General features: G+C 49.2%; 23 protein-coding genes and 1 riboswitch. Of the genes, 3 read left to right on the top strand and 20 right to left on the bottom strand.

Going from position 1 to position 22651, the window contains the following annotated elements:
- Nucleotides 1–14: 14 nt before the first annotated feature.
- From L3D05_RS23085 to L3D05_RS23075, 3 genes are read right to left on the bottom strand one after another with little or no spacing between them, the layout of a single operon-like run.
- A complete protein-coding gene (locus L3D05_RS23085; protein WP_239618736.1) occupies nucleotides 15–677 on the bottom strand; it encodes a potassium channel family protein in 663 nt (220 codons plus the stop codon).
- Between the two features lie 15 nt (nucleotides 678–692).
- Nucleotides 693–2039, bottom strand: coding sequence for a TrkH family potassium uptake protein (locus L3D05_RS23080; protein ID WP_239618735.1), 1347 nt, complete (start codon nucleotides 2037–2039; stop codon nucleotides 693–695).
- Nucleotides 2040–2053: 14 nt separating this feature from the next.
- Nucleotides 2054–3394: a TrkH family potassium uptake protein gene (locus L3D05_RS23075; protein WP_239618749.1), complete on the bottom strand. Its 1341-nt coding sequence runs from the start codon at nucleotides 3392–3394 to the stop codon at nucleotides 2054–2056.
- 129 nt (nucleotides 3395–3523) lie between these two features.
- Nucleotides 3524–3720: riboswitch (cyclic di-AMP (ydaO/yuaA leader) on the bottom strand.
- Nucleotides 3721–3976: 256 nt separating this feature from the next.
- Here L3D05_RS23075 and L3D05_RS23070 point away from each other — a divergent pair.
- Complete coding sequence (locus L3D05_RS23070) at nucleotides 3977–5680, top strand: CPBP family intramembrane glutamic endopeptidase (protein WP_239618734.1); 1704 nt, start codon at nucleotides 3977–3979, stop codon at nucleotides 5678–5680.
- Here L3D05_RS23070 and L3D05_RS23065 read toward each other — a convergent pair.
- The 6 genes from L3D05_RS23065 to uvrC all read right to left on the bottom strand — a co-directional run bounded on the left by L3D05_RS23065 (nucleotide 5640) and on the right by uvrC (nucleotide 11584).
- Nucleotides 5640–6713: a sensor histidine kinase gene (locus tag L3D05_RS23065; RefSeq protein ID WP_239618733.1), complete on the bottom strand. Its 1074-nt coding sequence runs from the start codon at nucleotides 6711–6713 to the stop codon at nucleotides 5640–5642. The genes L3D05_RS23070 and L3D05_RS23065 overlap by 41 nt on opposite strands.
- Nucleotides 6703–7389, bottom strand: a complete 687-nt coding sequence (locus tag L3D05_RS23060) for a response regulator transcription factor (RefSeq protein ID WP_439647977.1) — start codon at nucleotides 7387–7389, stop codon at nucleotides 6703–6705. The genes L3D05_RS23065 and L3D05_RS23060 overlap by 11 nt, the downstream gene beginning before the upstream one ends.
- A 44-nt stretch (nucleotides 7390–7433) precedes the next feature.
- A complete protein-coding gene (locus L3D05_RS23055) occupies nucleotides 7434–8093 on the bottom strand; it encodes a class I SAM-dependent methyltransferase (RefSeq protein WP_239618731.1) in 660 nt (219 codons plus the stop codon).
- Nucleotides 8077–8772 (bottom strand): phosphatase PAP2 family protein, encoded by a 696-nt coding sequence (locus L3D05_RS23050; protein ID WP_239618730.1) that lies wholly within the window; start codon nucleotides 8770–8772, stop codon nucleotides 8077–8079. The genes L3D05_RS23055 and L3D05_RS23050 overlap by 17 nt, the downstream gene beginning before the upstream one ends.
- 30 nt (nucleotides 8773–8802) lie before the next feature.
- Nucleotides 8803–9489 (bottom strand): YkoP family protein, encoded by a 687-nt coding sequence (locus L3D05_RS23045; protein WP_239618729.1) that lies wholly within the window; start codon nucleotides 9487–9489, stop codon nucleotides 8803–8805.
- A 193-nt stretch (nucleotides 9490–9682) separates the two neighbouring features.
- Complete coding sequence (uvrC, locus tag L3D05_RS23040) at nucleotides 9683–11584, bottom strand: excinuclease ABC subunit UvrC (protein ID WP_239618748.1); 1902 nt, start codon at nucleotides 11582–11584, stop codon at nucleotides 9683–9685.
- A 232-nt stretch (nucleotides 11585–11816) separates the two neighbouring features.
- On the opposite strand from uvrC, the gene L3D05_RS23035 reads away from it, so the two are divergent.
- Complete coding sequence (locus L3D05_RS23035; protein ID WP_239618728.1) at nucleotides 11817–11963, top strand: YqzM family protein; 147 nt, start codon at nucleotides 11817–11819, stop codon at nucleotides 11961–11963.
- Between the two features lie 80 nt (nucleotides 11964–12043).
- Here the strand turns inward: L3D05_RS23035 and L3D05_RS23030 are convergent, their stop codons facing one another.
- From L3D05_RS23030 to L3D05_RS22980, 11 genes are all read right to left on the bottom strand, one after another.
- Entirely contained in the window at nucleotides 12044–12229 is a 186-nt protein-coding gene (locus tag L3D05_RS23030) for a YezD family protein (protein ID WP_239618727.1), read from the bottom strand.
- A gap of 39 nt (nucleotides 12230–12268) precedes the next feature.
- Nucleotides 12269–13135, bottom strand: a complete 867-nt coding sequence (gene cysW, locus L3D05_RS23025) for a sulfate ABC transporter permease subunit CysW (protein ID WP_239618726.1) — start codon at nucleotides 13133–13135, stop codon at nucleotides 12269–12271.
- Between the two features lie 5 nt (nucleotides 13136–13140).
- Nucleotides 13141–13986 (bottom strand): sulfate ABC transporter permease subunit CysT, encoded by an 846-nt coding sequence (gene cysT / locus L3D05_RS23020; RefSeq protein WP_239618725.1) that lies wholly within the window; start codon nucleotides 13984–13986, stop codon nucleotides 13141–13143.
- 31 nt (nucleotides 13987–14017) lie between these two features.
- Complete coding sequence (locus tag L3D05_RS23015; RefSeq protein WP_439647975.1) at nucleotides 14018–15103, bottom strand: sulfate ABC transporter substrate-binding protein; 1086 nt, start codon at nucleotides 15101–15103, stop codon at nucleotides 14018–14020.
- A 436-nt stretch (nucleotides 15104–15539) separates the two neighbouring features.
- Nucleotides 15540–16370 (bottom strand): CPBP family intramembrane glutamic endopeptidase, encoded by an 831-nt coding sequence (locus tag L3D05_RS23010; RefSeq protein WP_239618723.1) that lies wholly within the window; start codon nucleotides 16368–16370, stop codon nucleotides 15540–15542.
- A 98-nt stretch (nucleotides 16371–16468) separates the two neighbouring features.
- Entirely contained in the window at nucleotides 16469–17113 is a 645-nt protein-coding gene (locus L3D05_RS23005; RefSeq protein WP_239618722.1) for a response regulator transcription factor, read from the bottom strand.
- 4 nt (nucleotides 17114–17117) lie between these two features.
- A complete protein-coding gene (locus tag L3D05_RS23000) occupies nucleotides 17118–18260 on the bottom strand; it encodes a sensor histidine kinase (protein WP_239618721.1) in 1143 nt (380 codons plus the stop codon).
- Between the two features lie 31 nt (nucleotides 18261–18291).
- On the bottom strand, nucleotides 18292–19242 hold the full coding sequence (locus L3D05_RS22995) for an ATP-binding protein (RefSeq protein WP_239618720.1): 951 nt from the start codon (nucleotides 19240–19242) through the stop codon (nucleotides 18292–18294).
- A gap of 47 nt (nucleotides 19243–19289) precedes the next feature.
- Complete coding sequence (locus L3D05_RS22990) at nucleotides 19290–20759, bottom strand: DnaD domain protein (RefSeq protein ID WP_239618719.1); 1470 nt, start codon at nucleotides 20757–20759, stop codon at nucleotides 19290–19292.
- A 173-nt stretch (nucleotides 20760–20932) separates the two neighbouring features.
- A complete protein-coding gene (locus tag L3D05_RS22985; protein ID WP_239618718.1) occupies nucleotides 20933–21349 on the bottom strand; it encodes a GtrA family protein in 417 nt (138 codons plus the stop codon).
- 20 nt (nucleotides 21350–21369) lie between these two features.
- Entirely contained in the window at nucleotides 21370–21681 is a 312-nt protein-coding gene (locus L3D05_RS22980; RefSeq protein ID WP_239618717.1) for a YuiB family protein, read from the bottom strand.
- A gap of 196 nt (nucleotides 21682–21877) precedes the next feature.
- On the opposite strand from L3D05_RS22980, the gene hemQ reads away from it, so the two are divergent.
- Nucleotides 21878–22624 (top strand): hydrogen peroxide-dependent heme synthase, encoded by a 747-nt coding sequence (gene hemQ / locus L3D05_RS22975; protein ID WP_239618716.1) that lies wholly within the window; start codon nucleotides 21878–21880, stop codon nucleotides 22622–22624.
- The last annotated feature ends 27 nt before the right edge of the window (nucleotides 22625–22651 follow it).

Here is a 22651-nt window from a genome sequence, read left to right as displayed (position 1 = left end):
ATTCAACAAGAGGACTAATGCCCGATCGATTCCTGGAACTGTTCGATTTGATCGTTCGTGCCGATGACGACCATCACGTCGTCCGCCGATAATACGTCCTTTGCCACCGGGGCGATAATAATTCCTTTAGGTTTGTTGATCGCCACGATACTGCAGCCGAATCTACCTCTAGGGTTAACATCGTCCAGCGATTTGCCCGCCAAGCATTCCGGAACGGCAAGCTCCGCGATTGTATATTGTTTAGACAATTCAATATAGTCCAGTAAGTTAGGCGATACGAGTTGATGCGCCACCCGAACCCCCATATCCCTCTCGGGATAGATGATTCTGTCTACGCCCACGCGTTCCAGCACGCGACCGTGCAAGTCGGATACCGCCTTAGCCACGACTTTTTTCACGCCAAGATCTTTAAGCAAGATTGTAGCGAGAATACTCGCTTGAATGTCGTCCCCGATCGCCACTACGCCGCAATCGAAGTTTCGCGCGCCAATGGAACGCAATACCTCTTCCTCTGTCGCATCCGCTACGACCGCGTGCGTGAGAACGTTGGAGAGTTCCTGCACTTTCTCCTCGTCCCGATCGATACCTAGCACTTCATATCCTAGATTAATAAGTTCTTTGCCCAAGCTCGATCCGAACCGGCCCAACCCAATAATGACAAATTGATTCATCTTCATGACATATATCCGCCTCTACCCGATAATTATTTTGCCTTCCGCGTTCCGGTACAAAGCACGGCCTTGTTTCGGTCCAAGCGCGTAAGTCAGCGTCAGCGGCCCTAACCGCCCCATGAACATCATCAGAATAATGATGATTTTACCCGCTATAGTTAATTGAGCAGTCAACCCCATCGTTAAACCTACCGTTCCGAACGCCGAGGTCACTTCAAACAAGATCATTAGGAAATGATGGTCTTCCGTCGTGGACAGGATCATCGTGGCGAGAATGACGAGACTGAATGCGAACAAGGTGACGGTTAAGGCTTTATATACCCGCTCCTGCGCCAATCGCATACGAAACAGTACCACATCCTCTTTGCCTCTGACCATGGCGACAACCGCCCCGACAAGCGCGGTGAATGTCGTTGTCTTAATCCCTCCGCCCGTTGAACCGGGGGAAGCTCCGATAAACATTAGAATGACGATGAAGAACTGAGAGGCCTGCCGAAGCGCTCCGACATCGACTGTATTAACTCCAGCCGTCCTAGGAGACACGGATTGCATGAAGGCGGCAAGCAGCTTCTCCCCGAATCCGAGCGAACCCATCGTTCTTGCATTCGTATATTCGAATAGGAGGATCACTCCCGCTCCCACTAATATCAAGATTCCGGACATGCTGAGCACGACTTTGGAATGAAGCGATAATTTGCGTTTAGGGTTGCGAATTTCTACCAAGTCGGACAATACGACGAAACCGAGACCACCCAGAATAATGAGCAGCATCGTAACGATGTTGACCAAGGGATCGCCTACATAATCGACCAAGCTCCGATAGTCCCCCATAATATCGAATCCAGCGTTGTTGAAAAACGATACGGCGTGGAATACGCCTTTGTATATCGCCTCACCGACGGGCATATCGAATAGGAATCGAATCGTGAACAGGATCGCTCCGGCTAGTTCGATCGTTAACGCGTAGATCACCACTTTACGCACTAAACGAATAATCCCCTCGATGCTCGTCTGGTTGAACGCTTCCTGCAGGACTAGGCGCTCCTTCAAGGAAATCCGACGCTTCAGCATGATCGCGAATAAAGTAGCCATCGTCATAAAGCCAAGTCCGCCGATCTGGATCATCGACAGAATGATCAATTGGCCCGCCGTTGTCCAATAGGTTCCGGTGTCAACGACGACTAGCCCCGTAACGCAGGTCGCTGACGTTGCCGTAAACAAAGTATCGATGAATCGCGGAGTTGCATCTTGCGAATGGGCAAAGGGCAGCATGAGCAAGCCCGCTCCCACAAGTACGATCGTAGCGAAGCCTAGCACTAGAATTCTAGGCGGTGAAGCTACAATGGATTTGAATACTTTACGAAACATAGGCATCCACTCCGTCATCCGATAATAATTTTACCTTCCGCATGACGATAGAGCACTCTCCCTGGTTTAGGCCCGAGCGCGTAAGTCAGCGTCAAGGGACCTAACCGTCCGATGAACATGAGAAAAATAATCGTTAGCTTGCCTGCAACTGTAAGGTTGGCGGTAAGCCCCATGGACAATCCGACCGTACCGAACGCCGATGTCGCTTCGAACAATATTTTCAGAAAAGCCGCGTTCTCCGTCGTGGCGAGTATCATTGTCCCAAGCATCACGATACCGATACAGAACAGAGTTACCGTTACGGCCTTGTACACCCGCTCTTGCGCCAACCGCAAACGGAACAGCACGACATCCTCTTTCCCGCGAATCATCGCTAGAACCGCGCCTACGAGCACGGCGAAGGTAGTCGTCTTGATCCCGCCGCCCGTAGATCCTGGCGATGCGCCAATGAACATGAGGATGATGATGAAGAACTGCGTCGCTTGGCGCAGCTCCGAGACATCCACGGTCGCCACTCCCCCGGAACGGGTCGTCACCGATTGGAAGAAAGACATCAGCACCTTCTGCCCGAAACCTTCATCTCCGATCGACCGTCCGTTCGTAAATTCGAAAATGAAAATAATGACGGCTCCAAAGAAGATCAAAGCAGCCGAAACGCTTAGAACGACCTTCGTATGTAGCGAGAAATTCATCTTTTTCCGAACTCCGAACAAATCCGCAAGCACGATAAAGCCGAATCCGCCCAGTATGATCAGCATCATGGAAACGAGGTTAATGTACAAATCCGAGGAATACTTGGAAAAGCTTCTAAAGTCCCCCGACAGATCGAAACCAGCGTTGTTAAATATAGAAATCGAGTGAAACACGCCGTGATAAATCGCTCGCCCGATAGGCATATCTAGAGCAAAACGCATTGTGAACAATATCGCTCCGACGCTCTCTAGGGCAAGCGCGTAGAAAATAACTTTCCTTACTAGCCTGACGAGCCCTTCAATGCTGCCTTGATTGAGGGATTCCTGGAGAATAAGCCGTTCTTTAAGAGAAATTCTTCTTCTCAGAATAAGCGCGAATAGAGTGGCCATCGTCATAAAGCCGATTCCGCCGATTTGTATGAGAAGCAGGATTACCCAGTGCCCGAATGTGGAAAAATAACTGCCGGTATCGAATAAAACCAAGCCGGTTACGCAAGTAGCCGAGGTTGCGGTAAAGAGCGCATCGATAAATGACATTGGCTCCCTACTTACGGTTGCGATGGGAAGCGTCAGTAGCAGCGCTCCTATGAAGATGATGAAAGAGAAACCGAGCAACAAAATTCTTGGCGGCGATGCGTTAAACCATCGTATTGCTTTTTTAATCAAGTAAGTCACCTCATACGGATATTCAAGGAATTCAAAGGTGTTTTTAGTAGGTAATTGGGCATTCCTTGATATTTGCACAACAAAAAAAAGCACTGGAACCCCAGCGCTTAATTTCAAGCACAGTAGTCCTGTTCGTTACGTAGCCTACGAGGTTAGCTGTCGGGTTCGGGCTCGAACAGGCCGCCCTATCCATCTTGCCGTGAGCAAGGTTGGAATTCACCCCGGAATCTTCGAATACAATTGAACTTGTACCCGTCGATTGGTTGGTTCCCCCGTTTTCATAATGAGGTTGCCCCCATTTTGAAATTCGGCTAGATATTCAATTGATTTTTAGACGTACCATCGAATTATATTCTTTCCTACAGAGGGGGACAACACCAAAATGGGGTCAAACCGACTCATTTGAACGATTATACCGATGGCTTCCTCACGCTTATGCCCTCGGACAGTGTTTATCGCTCGCTTTGCTTTCATTTTCTTTGAAAATAAGAGATACTTGATGAAAAATAAGGCGTTTATTCGATTAGAACCGCTGTATGCGTTTACTTGGACTTTTATCGCTTAAGGGAGAGATACATATTGAATAAATTGGTTCCAAATACATTAGACAAGCGTTGGATATGGGCGTCCACGATCGGATTGCTGTTTTTTCTGCTCATTCAAGTATTCCCCATATCCGGACAATTGTTTGCAACCGACGTGCAGGACGTAATGACCCGCTCCCAAGCCGAGAGCAAAGCGTTGGAGTGGGCAACGGCCAAATTCGGAGTTCAGCCTTCCCAAGTGGAGAAAACGAAGGTTACGCATCTGACGGACACTCATACGTCCGGATATTTGTCCAAATATAATCTTTATGATACTTACCAGAAGCAATGGTCCGTTTCCAACCCGACGGATACTTATGCCATCGAGCTAATCTTGCGCGGCGGATCGGGCGATTTAATGCTCTTCCTAAACATGGAAAAGGGAGATTTGGTTGCTTGGAGACACGTTGCCGATCAACCCGTTAAATCCAAAGCTTCATCGAGCGGAGAAGTAAAAGTAGATCAGCAAGCGGCTAAAGCGCTGCAATATGCGGAATTTTGGGGAGCTAAACCTGGCGATTGGACGCTGGATGAAGGCTCGTCCAAGAACGGCGTTATCGCCTTTGTCTCGAAGCAAAGCTCCATCGGAGAAGCGAATCTGTGGCTTAAAGTCCGTGTGCCCGAAAGTTTCAACGCACTCCATTCCTCATTCCCGGAATGGAAGGACGGAGCCGTAACGTACGGAGTCAATTTGCCCGTTGATTTCGTCCATTATATCAAGGATCAGGAAGACTGGTCGGCCAAGCTTTCTTTATTGGGATTTCTGTTACCTCAGCTCGTCCTATTCATTCTGGCTATCGTCTATACCGGAACCCATGGCGGATACAGCTCATATCGGCGTGGAATATTCCTGTCGGTCGTGTTCTTCGTTCTCTATGCGGGCTTAACGTATAACATGATCCCGGGCTTGCGAGCTGGAACTTGGGATACGGACATGGGTGTCGGAGATAACGTAAATATTATCATCAGCCTCGTTACTTATGGGGCGATGGCGCTTCTGACTTACTTCTCCGCGGTCGGAGGAGATGGATTATGGAAATCGATGGGACGAAATTTATGGCCGCGATGGAAAGAGGCCGGTTACGGAGATGCCGTGCTCCGAAGCATGCGTGAAGGCTATTTTCTCGCCTTTATCCTGCTCGGGTCCCAGTCCATCATCTTACTTATTCTAGAGAAAACGTTGGGATCGTTCGCTGCCTCGGACGCTTCGCAGTCGATGTATAACATGAGTATCCCCCTGCTACTCCCTTTACTGGCATGGTGCGCCGGCATTTCGGAGGAGTTGCAAAGCCGGTTGTTCGGCATCGGCGTCATCCGCAAATGGTTCGTAGGCCTTGCGCGCAAAATACTAGGTCGTGAGCCTTCCCGCAAAACGTTGTTCTGGCTAACGACGGTTGCGATTATCCCTCCAGGCTTGATCTGGGCGCTCGGTCATGTCGGATATGCTATTTTTCCGGTGTATACCCGGATCATCGAACTCGTGCTTATGTCCTTCCTATTCGGATGGTTCATGCTGCGTTTCGGGATTATGACCGTCATTTTCGCTCACGTCACTTTGGATGCCATCTTGATGGGAATGCAAATGATGTTCGACGGCCTCCCTTGGGATTTTGCCGGCGGCGTGTTCAGCCTCATCATGCCAGGACTCGTAGGGATCGTCATCTGGGCGCTGCATAGGGCAATTCGACCCCGAAGTTAAAGCGGCCTTCGGAATGCTCTAAATAAACTTTCCCGCCATGCCGTTCCACGATGCTGCGAGTAATCGACAACCCCAAGCCGGCCCCGTCCTGCGGGTTCATGCTCGTTCTTGATTCGTCTATTTTATAGAAGCGTTCGAACAACTTTTGTTCCTGCTCCTTCGTAATCGCTTCGCCTTCATTTTGAATGAATAGGGCAACGTAACGATCCCGATCACTCAGAACGACGCGGATAACGCCGGGTTTGACGGAAAATTTAAGAGCATTGATCAATAAATTATCCACGGCCCTCTTTATTCGTTCGGGATCCACCCGGATGAATAAAGGATGCTCGTGCAGCAAAGATTCGATAGAAATTCCGTTATCGTGAGCAAGCGGTTGAATTTCCACAAGCATTTGGCTAAGGAGCTCCCTGAGATCGATCATCTCCAGATCCAGCATAACTTCGCTTTGGGTTAGTCTTGTATATTCGAACAGTTCATCGATGAGCGTTTTCAGCTGTATCGCTTTGCTGTGTGTATTCCCGACAAATCGCTCGTATTCGTCCTCGTCTTGGTAAGCTTTCTCTTTAAGTAACCCTAAATAACCGATAATGCTCGTCAGCGGAGTTCTCAGATCGTGCGAAACCCCCGTGATAAGCTCCATCTTCGATCTTTCGACTTGCCTTTCATTCTCGATCAGGCTCTCCAGCCTCTGCGCCATGAAATTTATATGCTCGGCGATGTGGCCAAGCTCGTCTTGCCTGACGACAGGAATCCTATAATGAAGATTGCCTCCAGAGATGACGGTAAGCCCTGCGGATAAGGTTTGCATGTATTTAATCGTGCTGCGGGTTAGAACGATAAAGGAAATCGTGAAGGTTCCGAAGAAAGCGATCATCGACACCGGGATTTCGAATATGAGGCCTCGAGGTATACCTATGGACACCAGCATGCTGACTACAATGCTAGCGAGGAACGTCCATATCATCTGAAAACGAATGCTTCTTCGACCCGAAAAAGTCGAGAGAAGGGAGTTGAACTTGTTATTTTTCAATTTTATAACCTACCCCCCATACCGTCTTGATGTAACGGGGCTCTCGGGAGTTCTCTTCGATTTTGTCGCGAATGTTACGGATATGAACCATGACCGTGTTGTCCGAAAATCCGTTCGGTTCCTTCCATACCTTCTCGTAAATTTGATCCGCGTGAAATACTTGCCCTCTATGGCTCGCCAATAGTTCGAGAATCGCGAACTCCAACGGCGTCAAGGCGATCTCTTGGCCCCTTACCGTTACTTGATGCTGTGCGACGTCGATCTTAAGCTCATTAACGCGTATGACCGTTTCGGGCTCTTCATTTGCGTTCAGGTTCCGCCTACGAAGCTGAGCTTTAACCCTCGCCATTAATTCCAAAGGACTGAAAGGCTTTGACACGTAATCGTCCGCTCCGGTAGAAAGCCCCGTAATTTTATCGATATCCTCTTGTTTGGCCGATAACATAATAATCGGGATGTTGAACGTTTCCCTAATTTTGATGCAAGCTTTGATTCCGTCTAAATCCGGCATCATGACATCCAAAATGATCAAATGCACAGGCTCGGAGGAAATTATTTCCAAAGCGCGATAACCATTCTCCGCCTCCAGAACGCGATAGCCGTCGTTTCGTAAGTAAACATGGATAACATCCCTGATTTCAGGATCGTCATCGACGATCAAGACGTTAGGTTTGATCATTCTCGATCTCGCGCTCCTTTGAACCGTTTGACTTCCTTCTCCTATCTTAACTCTAGACTTTCATTTGTTCTAGACAGCATCCTAATGCCATCCGCCTGAATACGTAGGCTAGCCGCGTGACGTACGGCCCTCTCTTCCACCTCTTTCCTGCACACGTAGACGAAAGCGGGAGGGAAATTCAACGGGACAAACTTGATTCGCTCGATCCGAAACCAATCGGACATTTGCTTTTTCATTTGCATGGAATATTGGAAGGCGACGAACAAGCCCCCGGGCTTCAGCGATGCTATAATTTGGGACATAAGCGTGTCTCTTAACGGCTGCGGAAAGTTGTAGAACGGGAGGCAGCTCAGAATGCAATCCAGCTTAGGCACGTTACCTTGATCGAGAATACGAGATAGATTGACGGCGTTGGCGGCGCAATTGAAATCGGGGTAATTCCGCATGAGCCGTTTTCTCATTTTCAAATCTTTCTCGAACAAATAAACTTTCGTCCCCGGTAAAGCGTTGCGGAATATCGCCTTCGTGATGGCTCCTGTACCGGATCCAAGCTCTGCGACCGCTTGAACGGAATGCCAAGCAATGGGAGCGACCATGCTGTCCGCTAGAAATTTCGAGCTAGGGATGACGCTTCCGATCTGCTTAGGATTACTTAGGAACTTTCGAAGAAACAGTCGGGCTTCCTCACTTATAATCCGCATGGCTAGCCCCCCTTGCGCTCTTAATTAGCGCTCTTCTGCGAAGGATTACGGGCAACCATTCCCCCGCTAACCAGAAAGTAAACTTAGCCAAGAGCATCCCCGCCAACAGATCGGCGATCACATGCTGTTTAACGAACAACGTGGAAACAATAATGGTCAGCGCGAATAGCGCAAGGGGGATTCTCACCCGCCACCGCAGCGCCTGCACCCCGTAAATCATGAGCATGCTCGACATGACGTGAATGCTAGGGAAGCAATTGTACGGTTCGTCGTTCGCATAAACGATGGAAACCAGGTTGTTAAAAAATCCGGTAGAATCCACTGCCGGGCGGGGAACCGTCGTTTGAAAGAACAAATACACGACGTTAGACAAAAAAAGTCCGAGGCAGAGGGCGAGCAGCAAACGATAATACTTCGTTTTGTCTTTGCGCAGAACTAGGAAGAAAACGAGAATAAGAAACGGATACCAGAGCATATAAGGCACAACGAATCCAGGAATAAAGGGGGTATTCCGGTCCACGTCCGTTACTAGCGATTGGACATGTTCTCCTGAATGATTTTGCAGTCCGTAGAAAAAGTTAAAAGCCGGGATAGCGAGCAAACCTAGCAACGGTTTATAAGACGCAATACTTTTCCGCTCGTTTGAGCCGGCGCGTTCTCTCTTCTCCAATTCCATCATTCCACTCCTCATTAATGGCTGATGAACAAATCATAGAGAACAATCCTTAGGAACTTCTCGAGAAAATAATGAAGATTTGATAAAGCTGAACTTATGGGATAAGGCGTCCCGCGAAAGGATAAGCAACTGAGGAGTAAGCTTGTCCTTGTTCTGTTCGATTCTTCGCAAGCCATCAGGGTGCATGCACCCTAACAACAATTTTAAATACAATGCCGTTACTCTCTCGAAACGCTTCGAAGGTAAGCTTCTAATCTCGAATCCCAGTCCGTGGGTTAGCCCCCGATGCAGCAACGTAACTCCGACCAATGCTTTAACCCGCGACAAATCCGTTCGCGTTTCCAAAGCTTCGTTGATTTCCTTAAGCGAGCTTCTTACCAGTCGCGCCGTCTGTATCGCCGCGCGATTCGCTCCGACATCCGCGGTCAGCTCCAACACCATCCGATTGTTAAGATGCAATTCTCCGACCCGGTCTCCCTTCACGATCCGCGTTCCGTCCGCGCAAAGGATGTCTTCCCCTTTGTATTTCTTGACTAATATCTTACACATTCCGGCTTCCAGCACGGATTCGCTCATGCTCTCCATCATCCGCCCCGCCGCTTTTTCCCAAGCCAACCAAAGCTTTTGCCTAGCCGTTAGTCCGCTTATTCTTGTCGGGTTGAAGGCCCTTGCCCTTGTCGATCTTCCCATTCTTGACGCCAAATTCGGTTGATTGTTCATCCTTGCGTATCCACCCTCGACAACGATTTCGCCATAGTTCTGCGTTGATATCAGTTTATCGTTCCGTAGGTACCGTTCCCATCGCTTAGCGGCGGGTTTTCAACCTATCTTTTGTCCAGTTCGATTTAGACCAAAGTCCGGAAAACCAACAAAAAACCCCTTCCGTCATGACGGAAGGAGCTCTATTTCGTTATTAGGTTTCGGTATTTAACGCTTCGAGAATTCGCTGTGCCAGCGCATCTCCGATAGAGACTGCTTTGAAATCTTCGACCGTCGCTTCCTTGATCGCCTTTAGCGACCCGAAGTGGCTAAGCAGTTGCTTACGGCGCTTCTCCCCGATGCCTGGAATGGCATCCAGCCGCGAAGCAACCATCGATTTCGCGCGCTTCTCGCGGTGAAACGTAATCGCGAAACGGTGAACCTCGTCCTGTATACGCTGCAGCAAGTAAAACTCCTGGCTGTCGCGCGGCAACGGGACGACTTCCGGCGGGTCGCCAACGAGCAATTGCGCCGTCTTATGTTTGGCGTCTTTCGCCAAGCCGCACACCGGCACGTTCATGCCGAGCTCGTTCACCAGAACGTCCAATACGGACGCGATATGTCCCTTGCCTCCGTCCACTACGATCAGGTCGGGCAATGGCAGCCCTTCCTTCAGAACCCGCTCGTAACGGCGACGTACGACTTCCCTCATCGACTCGTAATCGTCCGGTCCTTGCACCGTTTTAACATTATATTTGCGATATTCCTTCTTATCGGGCTTGCCGTTCGTGAACACGATCATCGCGGATACGGGAGACGACCCTTGAATGTTCGAATTATCGAAAGCCTCGATCCGATTCGCGCTAGGAATACCAATCCACTGGGCTAATCCCTCTACCGCTTTCACGCTGCGGGATTCGTCCCGCTCGATCAGCCTGAACTTCTCTTCGAGAGCGACCCGTGAATTGTCGCATGCCATCGCGACGAGCTGGCGCTTCGACCCCCGTTGAGGCACGGCTACTTTGATTTTCAACCATCGGCGCAACGATTCCCCTACTTCCGCCGCTTCCCCTTCTTCCGCTGAATCGGCGGAAGTCTCTTCGCCGTAAGTTTCCTTTGCTTCCGCTACTAAATCCTGCTGGGCACCGGATCCGTTAATGGACGACGACTGCTCTTCACCCGCTTCAGGCGGAGCCGGCAACAACACTTCCCGAGGGAGCGCAGGATTGTCGCTATAGTATTGGGTTACAAAACTAAGGAAATCATCGTACGCTTCTCCATAGAACGGAAATACCGATACATGGCGTTGAATCATCTTCCCCTGCCGCATATAAAGAATCTGCACGCACATCCAGCCTTTATCGACCGAATAACCGAACACGTCCCGGTCCATCGCGTCCGCCATGTTAATCGTTTGCTTCTCCATTAACGCCTCGATAGCTACGATTTGATCGCGGTATTCTTTAGCGCGTTCGAACTCCAGCTCTTCGGCCGCAACTTCCATCTTCCGTTTAAGCTCTTTCTTGATCTCCGAATGCCCGCCGTTCAGAAACCGCGAGATCTCTCCGATCATCTCGTCGTAAACGGCCTGTTCTACCGGATACTCGCAAGGTGCCACGCACTGGCCCATATGGTAATACAAACAAACTTTGTCGGGCAGCGTATTGCATTTGCGCAAAGGGTATAACCTATCCAAGAGCTTCTTCGTTTCCTGAGCGGCGTAGGCGTTCGGGTAGGGACCGAAATATTTCCCTTTGTCCTTAACGATCCGACGGGTCACTTCGAGCTTAGGATGGGCTTCGTGGGTGATTTTCAAGTAAGGAAAAGACTTGTCATCCTTGAGCAATACGTTATAACGAGGAAAATGCTCCTTGATCAAGTTGCATTCCAGAATGAGCGACTCGGTGTTGCTTGCGGTAACGATATATTCGAAATCCCGGATTTCCGAGACCAGCTTTTGCGTTTTGCCGTCGTGGCTTCCCGTAAAATAAGAGCGAACGCGGTTTTTAAGCACTTTGGCTTTGCCCACGTAAATGATTTTTCCTTCATCGTTTTTCATCAAATAACAGCCCGGCTGATCCGGGAGCAAAGCCAGCTTATGGCGTATATTTTCCATCGCTTGCTCGCGATCGGCTGATGGGTTTAGGATGTCCACGTTCGGCACCTCCTTAATAAATGGCTTGAGCGGGCAGAACACCCGTTCCTCCATTGTAGCACAGCTAAGCGTTTTTTTGCCTGTTCCGATTAAGCGTTGTCGCAAACTTGTCACGTAAGAAAATCAGGAATACTTTACAACAAAAAGCGTTGTTGGGTATACTGTAGTTATCGAATGTGTCAGGAGGCTTCCCATGGAAAACGTAAGAGATCCCCGCCAGCACATCAACGAAGAGCCGCGCGACGATTTAATGGATACGGCAGTCGGCTTCGGAGTCATGTTCGGCTTCATGTTCGTTGTATTTACGGTAGCGGTTGTCGTTAAATTTATGATTTCTTAAAATGACCGACCAAGCTTAAAGCCGCCAGGGCTTCCTGGCGGCTTTTGCTTTGTTCTTTGACTATATTCGTATAAGAAGCTCTACGCTTCTTTAGATCCTGTTTTTATGACTCGAATAGCGTCGTCGTAACGTTTCCGTTCCTTGCGCTCGATCTGAACGATTCTCCCGTCATGGACGACGATGTTCACCTCGCCATATTCCAATCCATTTACTTGCTCGGCAATACGCCCCAGCCAACGATCATCTACTTCTACCGGTTTCGCCATCTCATTTCCCTCCCGAGATTAGTTTCCATATTTTAAAACTCAGTGTTCCTGACTCATGCGGCTTTCCAATACCGACTTGGCAACAAGCGTGATAATCGCCAGCAGCATCAGTAAGGACGCAACGGCAAAAGCTGCGCTAAATTGGTACTCGTTGTACACGATTTCGATGTGCAGCGGCAAAGTGTTCGTCTCGCCCCGGATATGGCCGGAGACGACGGAAACCGCACCGAACTCCCCCATCGCGCGCGCGTTACAAAGAATCATGCCGTACAAAAGTCCCCATTTAATATTAGGCAACGTTACCTTAAAGAACACTCGCCAACCGCGTGCTCCCAAGCTAACCGCAGCTTCCTCGTCCTGTACGCCTTGCGCTTCCATGAGAGGGATAAGCTCCCTAGCCACGAAGGGGAACGTAACGAACATGGTTGCCAGTACGATTCCCGGCGTTGCGAAAATGATATTGATATCATGCTTATCCAGCCATGGGCCGAGAAACCCTTGAGCTCCGAATAATAACACGTAGATGAGTCCGCTCACTACGGGAGAAACCGCGAACGGAAGATCGATGAGGGTAACGAGCAAGTTTTTGCCGCGAAATTTGAATTTCGTAATGGCCCAAGCCGCCGCAACCCCGAATATCGTGTTAAGCGGAACGGCGATAGCCGCGGTAATCAAGGTAAGCTTGAGCGCCGACAACGCATCCGGGTCTGAAAGGGCGGATACATAAGCTTCCCACCCTTTACGGAACGACTCGGCGATAACGGATACCATGGGAAGAATAACGATTAGTCCGAGAAAAAGCAGTGCGATTCCGATCAGCGTGTAACGAACGGCTCTAGACTCCGTTAAGTGAGGCCGCGCCGGCTGGCTCTTCCCCGACCGGGGATTCGTAACGATTCCTGCCATATCGATTAGCCTCCTTTAACGCTGCGCAGGCGGCGATTGCTCCACCTTTGCAAAATGTTGATCAAGAGCAGCAGTACGAAGGAGATCAGAAGCAGTACGACCGCTACTGCCGCAGCTTGGCTATATTCGTATTGCTCTAGCTTTGTAATGATGAGTAGCGGGGCGATCTCGGTCTTCATCGGCATATTGCCGGAAATAAACACGACCGAGCCGTATTCCCCGATGCCGCGGGCGAACGCAAGCGCGAAGCCCGTCAGCAACGGGGGAATCAAATCCGGCAAAATGACCTTAAAGAACGTTCTCGCACGGTGCGCTCCGAGAAGCGCTGCGGCTTCTTCCATATCGGACTCCATATCCTGCAGGATTGGTTGAACCGTCCGGACGACGAACGGAATGCCGATAAAGATTAGCGCCAACGTAATTCCGAGCGGCGTGTAAGCGACCTTGATGCCGAGCGGCTCGAGGATCGATCCTACCCATCCTTTGGGAGCATAGATCGTCGTTAAAGCTATGCCCGCAACGGCGGTCGGAAGCGCGAACGGCAAATCGATCAAGCCGTCTACGATTCTTTTGCCGGGAAATTTGTATCTGACCAGCACCCATGCTAGCAATAGACCGAATACCAGATTAACAAGAGCCGCGAAGAAGGCAGTCAACAAGCTCAGCTTATAGGAGGCAACGACCCGGGGATCGGATACCGTATCCCACCACTGGGAGGGCGACAGCTCTGCTGATTTTAGCGCTAAAGCCGCCAACGGAATAAGAACGATCAAACTCAAATACAGAACCGAAAATCCTAACGTGATGGATAATCCAGGCAATACCCGATCTTTCTTGCGAAGTAATGTCATGCCCGCCTAAACCCCTCTTCTCGGCCCTTGGTTAGGAACCCGGCGTGTAAATTTTGTCGAACGTTCCACCATCGGCGAAATGCTTCGCTTGAGCTTCCTTCCACCCGCCGAAATCTTGGTCGATCGTTAACAGATTCAATTGCCCGAATTGGTCCTTATACTTATCGGCAACCGATTGAAGGCGCGGACGGTAGAAGTTTTTAGCCGCGATTTCCTGGCCTTGCTCCGTGTATAAATATTTGAGATATTCTTCCGCAGCCTCGCGGGTACCTTTCTTATCCACGTTCTTGTCTACGATAGCGACAGGAGGCTCCGCTAGAATGCTGATCGAAGGCGTTACGATCTCGTAGTCGTCTCCGAATTCCTTCAACGCGAGATAGGCTTCGTTTTCCCAAGCAAGCAAGACGTCGCCGATTCCCTTTTCCACGAACGTGGTCGTCGATCCCCTCGCGCCGGTGTCTAGAACCGGTACGTTCTTGAACAGCTTCTTAAGAAAATCCAACGTTTGCGGTTCGTCATAACCGAGCGTCTTAGTCGCGTAACCCCATGCCGCGAGATAGTTCCAGCGTGCTCCGCCGGATGTTTTCGGGTTCGGAGTAATGACTTGGATGCCGTCTTTAATCAAATCGTCCCAGTCTTTAATTCCTTTCGGATTGCCTTTACGAACTAGGAAAACGATCGTCGAAGTATAGGGAGTGCTGTTCTGTTCGAATGACTTTTGCCAATCTTCTTTCAAAGCGCCTGTAGCTGCGATTGCATCGATATCATAACCGAGCGCCAAAGTGACGACGTCCGCTTGCAAACCGTCAATTACCGCGCGGGCTTGTTTGCCCGAGCCGCCGTGGGATTGCTTGATCGTAATGTTGCCGCCCGTTTTTTCTTTCCAATATGCCGCGAAGCTCTTGTTGAACTCCTCATAGAGCTCCCGGGTCGGATCGTAAGATACGTTAAGAAGTTCGATATTCTTCGGCGCTTTGCCGGATTCGCTTGCCGTCTTGCTTGAACTTGATCCGCTTGATGCTGCAGGTTCATTGTTGTTTTTCGATCCGCATGCGGACAAAACGGTTAGGATTAATGTCGCAATAAGTACCAGTCGGAGGTTTTTAAATGTTTTCATTTTCATGCACCCCTAATTTTATGAGTTTGTATGGATGATGTAATCGAGGACGGAAATTCGTTGATCACCGGATGGCCGTTCCGGTAGATCGACAAGCCTATAATTCCGATTCATCTTATAATTCCTACCTGTTTAGTAGGTAATGAAGTCATAATAGCAGTTGGCCTTGCTAACTGTCAATAAGTGACTATAAAAAAAATTGATAAATACTTTTGTTACCGCTTAGGTCTTTACTACTTTCACACAACATTCCCTTACATAAAAACAGTACTTTCATTGCTCCTCAACACCCTCGCCTGAAGCACCAAGGCCTAAAATGCACCTTCATTGCTCCGTAACAATCTCGCTTGAAGGACCAAGGCCTAAAATGTACCTTCATCGCTCCTCAACAACATCACTTGAAGCATCAAGGCCTAAAAAGCGAAAAACCCTAACCTTAGACGGTTAGGGTTTTACTTGGCGTTACATATTGGCTAAACATTTTCGTTCGAAAGAAGAGGAGAAGCACCACCATTAAAGGAGTGATCAGTATACTCGCTTCGAGTCCATACATTCCGCCGTTCCATATAGAATGGCTTGGATAAGCGACTTGCCAGATCGATTCCGTAGCTTTGCCTCCATTTATGAAACCAAAAACGCTTGATTGGATGAAATTCCAAATCCAATGAAATCCGATCGGCATCCATAACCCACCGGTTCGAAGTCGAAACCCGATGAGGACTAAAGTGATCAGAATCGTGTTTAACTGTCCGACGATTATTATTGCAATTGGTTGGTCTAGCGCTTGCGGACCCGTCAAATGAATAAGCGAGAACACGATTATGTTAACAAGAATAGCGCCCTTCATTCCAATCTCGGCTTGCGCCAGTCCGAACAAATAACCGCGGAAGAACGCTTCCTCGCTTACCGCCACCAAGAAAAATCCGACTAACGGGATAAACAATCGAGTCCAATCCCCGCCTAGACCCGTGCCCACCGTAATCGTTCCCGTAGCGATTATTCCAGCTATCCCTACTCCGATCACTACTCCGGCGACGAGGCCTCCATAAGATAAAAACGTGAAGCCCTTCCTCTGACGTAAACTTATCGACCAGTTTGCTTTCTTTTCCCACAATCGATACATCAGCAAGGACGACAATAATAATCCGATCGCTCCCTCGTAGGGTTGTAGCCATTCGATATGGAACATGCCCAACAAGATGATCAAAATGAATGTTAATATGATGCTGCCTAACATTTTAGCGCCAAAAACGGTCCTATTTTTCACGAAAGTCCCTCCACTTCCTCATACGGAAAGTGTAAGCCCCATTGGTCATATCGAGATAGTGAGGGAGGTCAGGAAAAAGTCATAAGAGAGGGTTGTTTTCAAATGATCTCGCGAATTTTCCTTAACGCCTCATGCCGATCGGATACGTTCAACTTCGCATAAATGCTAGAAATATAATTTTTGACCGTCCCCATCGATAAGAACAATTTCTCCGCGATGTCCGGATTGGACAATCCATCCTTCATACAGCGTAGCACGTCCTTTTCCCTTTGGCTGAACTGAAACCGATCTAGCACCTCTTCGCTGCCTTCCGGATTTTTGCGAAGATGGTTTTTGAACAGCGTTTTGGCAACCTCATCGTTAATCAAAGTACCTCCATTGGCCACGATGCGAAGGCTATCCACCAGCTTTTTCCGATCCATCGCTTTTAATAGATAGCTGTCCGCGCCCTCGCTTAGTACTTCGATCACATCGTCCATTTCCTGAAAAGAAGTCAGCATGACGACTTTGACTTGCGGGTACTTCGCCTTCACCCTCTTAGTAGCCTCAATCCCATTCATTACGGGCATATAGAGATCCATAAGAATAAGATCGGGCAGCTCGTTCTCGCAAAGCTTAAGAAGTTGTTCCCCATCTTCGGCGACATGGATAACTTCTAGATCTGGCTCCATATTCAAGACGATTTGCAAACTCGAACGAATGAGCTCTTGATCTTCCGCGATACTGATTTTAATGCGATCCATGCGCTTATACACTCCTGACCGGAACAATAACGGATAATGTGGTTCCTTCGCCAACGACCGAAACGATGGAAACCTCGCCGCCTAAGCTCTCCACCCTATCTCTCATGTTTTCTATGCCGAAGCCAGGTTTTAACTGGACATGTCCAACCCCATCATCGTTGACCTTCATCTCTATGAAATCTTCCGTGTAAATTAGATCTACGGTTATCCGCATCGCTTTTCCGTGCTTCTTGGCATTCGTTAACGCTTCCTGCAAACCGCGAAGAAAAGTAAGCTTAAACGACTCTTTAACGATCCGTTCCGCGCCTTGCACCTCGAATTGAATATCGGTTCCCGTTTGTTTCGAAAATTCAGAAATCGTTTGTCGAACGATTTCCGATAGCGTTTGCTTCAATTCCGTCATAGACAGCTGATGAACCGTGTGGCGAAAATCATCCAAATGGTTTCTAGCATAGGTGATGAGTTCATTCAGCCTTTGTTTCGCTTGAGAAGGGTGCGGTTCAATCAGAGCTTCGACCGCTTCCATCGCAATGACCGAGGCAATAAGGGAATGCCCTACCGTATCATGCAATTCCCGAGACATTCGATTGCGTTCCTCTACGATCGCCAGTTTCTCGATTTGACGATTGTAGTTCTCTAATTCGCGATTTTTCTCAGTCAACTGCCGCTTCTGCTCCAGAAATACTCGGAAACCAAATCCAAAGGCGAAAAAAATAAAATAGTTCATCCACAAACTTAATAGCGAATCGACCGTTAACTGTCCCCAAAACAATAGACAACCTGGAATGACGGCAAAACAAGCCAACAAGATCCAAGGCAACGACTTCCGTGTAGACAACAGGCTGATGATAAATATAGGAATGATAAAGTTACTTTGGGCTTCCGGAAAATGAACGACTATGTAGACGTTAAAGACTCCGTTTAATAGCATTTCACTTAGAATATAGAGAGTGGGCTTGAATGACCGAGGCAAATAAAACAGTTGAGGAATCAGGTAGACGGATACGAGCCAAACGACGACCCATTCGTTGCCGCCTGGAATATCGCTAAGCCATAAACTGACGAGCAGGGATATAAACCAAATAAAGCGGAGACTGACGGCAAATCCATCCACCAATCCCCACTTACGATTGAATTGCAAGCTCACGAATTAGCCCCGTTTCCATTGGTCATAACAACTACGAGCCGCGTTGATTGCGACCGCGAACATGGATGACATCAACGAACGGGCGTACGCGGTCCATTAGCCTTTGCCCTTTGTGCATCTCTTCGCCTTCCTTATGCGTAAAGCTGAAATGCCTTTCCAGATCGTCAAGATCATGGTTAGACGTGTAGAAGGTCGGTTTACGATTCATCCGGTGATTAAGAATCGCTCCGAGCACGTGATCTCTGACCCATGGGGTTAAATTCTCGGCGCCGATATCGTCGAAGACGAGCAGATCGGCGTCCTTCATGAGCGTTATCGTTTCTTTAAGCTTCTGGGGCTCGAACATGAGCGCTTTGGCATCCTCTACGAACTCCGGCATGTAGACGATGACTCCGGAAAATCCTTCTTTAGCCAGCTTCTGGAGCAAATATCCCGCTAAGTACGTTTTCCCCGTGCCGAAATCGCCTTTAAGGTAAAGCCCTTGCTTCTGCAAGCCATCGTTGATCGTCGTCCGAACATAGTTTTGCAATTGATTCACGGCAAGTACGCGATTCGCATCCAGTTTAAGCATTTCCGCCTCGTCATAATGCTCTCCCAAGACGGTTTCGTCGACGTAGAAACTTGTGATTCTTCGCTTGATTTGTTCTTGCTGCTCATTGGCCGTCCATTTGGAGCAAGCGGTTTTATAGTCGTTCATCTGCCAACGTCCGTTGATCTCAACGCAGTTGATTCCCGTGGAATGGCCTTGCATATCATTCGGGCACAGAGCTAGTCCGGGGCATTCCTTGCACGCCCTATACTCCGTAGTCATCTGATAGAGCCGATTTAAATTCGCCCGCAGCACGGTCTCGTTCAAGTCGGGGAAACGAGAACGCAGTTTAAGAACGAGCGGGTCGTTTAATACCTGATTTGCGATTTGTTCCCCGTTTGCCCTGCCTTGCAACGAAGGCATGTGGCGCAGCGCCTCTCCCAGTGATTCCATTTCCCGTTCCTCCTCATGCTCGAGTCGTCTCGAATTTTACGCAAGAGCTAGCTTTTGTCTTTCAATTCCCTGGCGAGCTCAAGCATTTTCTCGAGTTCTTCAGGCGTTACCTCTTGGGCTGGCCCGGTGTCCTTAACGACCGACATAGCCGGCTTGCGCCTCGTATTTCGCCCAGCTCCGTAAGAGCTTGTTCCCACCCGCGCGGGCTCTTCGCCCTTGCGCTTACGCTCCAACGATTCATTCAGTTTTTCTTGCTCGCGTATATACATGACGGCTTTGTCCAACGTATCGATACCTTTGGCCAACATATTGGACGCAATGGAATCGACGAACGATTTCGTTAACCGCTGCGCGCGGCTCAAAGAAAAGACATAGTGAATAAGTACGTTTATGACCGGCTCAGGCAACTTATAGTTGATGTCGATACGTTCGAAAATATTGACGAATTGATCGGGAACCGCTCCCGGAAAATAGCGCTCAAGCATTCTCGTATAAGGTTCTCGCCGCAGCATTTCGTTATAGGTAGCGACGGTAACGTCCCCCTCGAACCGCTCGGGGATGTCTAATTGCAGCGAGGCATTCGCCGTTCCTTGATCGTGAGCCTCCAACGGCTGACGGATCTCCCCGCGCGCGAGGAACCGTTCCCGTTCCTCATCGCGTTTGCGATCTTGACGGTACATGAGATTCGCGCGGTTCTGCAGCTCGTCCCATAGGAGCGTGCCGTTCGCGTGAAATATCCCGTCTTCATCGAGAAGACGGCAAATTTCCGGTACTTCCAGATTAAATTTATAAGCTAAATAATTTAATTGGGCCATCGATTCAGGTGCGCGATTCAGCCTTTCCACGAAGCCTCGATTGGCCGATCCTCGCGGAAACCGTAGCAGCATGTCGCCATGGCGAATGCGCTCCTGCGGCTGGAAAGCAGATTTCCGTTCTTTGGCTGTCGCGCTTTCCGCCCATCCAAGCTCAAGCTCGGGATCCATCGGCCCCGAACTAATACGGAACATCTCGTAGAAGGGCATCGTCGCTTCTTCCCGATTCACGAAACGGGCAAGCTCCGGCGGTTGCTGGGCGGCAAACCCTTCACGAAGCTCCACTAGCGCGCTTTTGCCTAGTTTGTCCCTGAGCAGAAGCGTTAGATGTACATTAGAGAAAAACTCTGCCGAACTAAGCGGCTTAAGCAAGACATACTCATATATCGATTCTTCCGTTAATGGATTATGATTGCGGTACACTTGCATCAGCCCTACGGCTTCAAGTCTGGAAGCCGCGTCAATCGCCGTTTGGCGGCCTGCGGCATTAAGCTCTAGACCCAGGCCGAGCAATAGCTTGCGCTGCGGCTCTAACGTGGAATAGCCTGCGTATTCCTCCGCGAATTGATGATAGAGAAGCAAATAGAGAGCAGCGGAAATCGCCCCTACCATTGGCTGGTACAGACTGATAAACACTTTGCGATCCAAAGCGCTAAGGGCAAATTCACGACTCGTAAAATAACGGTGATTTTCCGTAAACTCCATGATATTCGACACGCGCATTGAGAGAGAGACAACTCTTTTCGATAAATAATGATTGTTCTATTGTAGCATAAAATGACCCGACCGATGAGATGTAAAAAAAGACTCCTAGAGTAGCAGAATGCTCGGAATGATCCGTCATTTGCGCTTTCCACCCTAGCGAGTCTATGATTTTTCTATTCGCTTGTTACCTCGCTGCGCTTCTCTTGAGCCCGAAATACCCATAATCGATAACCGATATAATTGACGGCAAGCGAGCACACGACGGATATCATTTTCGCCAAGGCAGGTTCTGTCCCCCAGCTTTCCAAACTTAACAACACCAACGTAGAAGCGCCGAACGACAATAGGTTGATCACTATGAAACGAACGAGCTCGGCCGCGCTCTGCTTCTCCTTAACCTGGAACGTCCAATACCTATTGAGCAAATAACTATTGGCTACGCCCACTAAGTAAGATATCGCTTGGGCCCAGAATGACCCGAAGCCGAGTCCGTATACCAACGCACAAAAAACAGCGAAATCCACTCCCGTGTTTAACCCGCCCACGATCGCGAATTTCGCCAATCTTTTACTTTCCGATAATCGGAGCATGCGACTCCTCCTGACCGAACTTAGAACATTTTGTAACCGCCGCGCCGCAGCGCCCGGATCGACCAGCCGCTCAAGTATGCGCCGATTGCCCCTGCCACGATAAGAATCGTATCGGATACGAGCAACGATTGTATATTTTCGGTTACGCTTAAGTCACTCTGCCACAGCTGCCAGATGCCCAACGGCGTGACAATGATCAGGAACATCCAAAGTGGAAACCAGGTCGTCTTGATCAACATGTTCAATATGAAACCGATGCCGAAAAAGAGCACCAGACAGAGCAACGAGCCGACGATTCCAAATAAAATCCCGCCGAGTATTCCACCGGTCATGATAGTCCCTCCAAAATAGTGTACTGTACCAGTTTACAAGTTGGTTTACCGTCAGTCAACGAGCAGGGTGTGAATGAGATGTGAACAAAAGAAAAGGAAGACCTATTTTCCTGCCGATGAAGCGTTCAATGGTTTGCCCCTTCCCGCTCAATTGGGCTACAATGGGAAAAGTATGTTGGACAAGGAGTGATCATTCATGAGTGAAGCCGCTCAAACATTGGATGGCTGGTACGTATTGCACGATTTGCGCAGTATCGATTGGCAAGCTTGGAATGCCGCGTCACCCGCGGACAAGGATGTCGCTTTAACGGAGCTATCGAAGCTCGTATCCGAGTGGGAAGCCGTTGAAGCGCGCAAAGAAGGCAGCTTAGCGCTCTACTCGATCGTGGGGCAGAAGGCTGATCTGATCTTCATGCATTTACGGGAAACGTTAGAGGAGCTGAACGCGATCGAGAATGCGTTCAACCGTTCCACCTTCGCCAAGTATACCCGTAAGGAATATTCTTATGTCAGCGTCGTAGAGCTAAGCAATTATATGGCGGCGCCAGGCGTCGATCCGCTCCAAGTTCCGGAGATCGTCGCTCGCTTGAAGCCGATTTTACCTAAGAGCAAACATATTTGCTTCTACCCGATGAACAAAAAACGCGACCTTCAGGACAATTGGTACATGTTGCCGATGGAAGATCGCAAATCGTTAATGAGAAGCCATGGCATGATCGGCCGCGGTTACGCCGGCAAGGTAAAGCAAGTTATTTCCGGTTCCGTCGGGTTCGATGATTGGGAATGGGGAGTTACCTTGTTCGCGGACGACGCGCTGCAGTTCAAGAAACTCGTTTACGAAATGCGCTTCGATGAAGTAAGCGCTCGTTACGGCGAGTTCGGCGCGTTCTACGTCGGCAATCTTCTGACTGGCGAATCGCTAACGCAATTGCTTCAACAATAAATCGTCATCTCGCAAAAGTCCGTGCCT

It is taken from the genome of Cohnella mopanensis (assembly GCF_022352055.1).
Classification (GTDB): Bacteria; Bacillota; Bacilli; order Paenibacillales; family Paenibacillaceae; genus Cohnella; species Cohnella mopanensis.
This window is presented reverse-complemented; position numbering and strand designations above follow the sequence as displayed.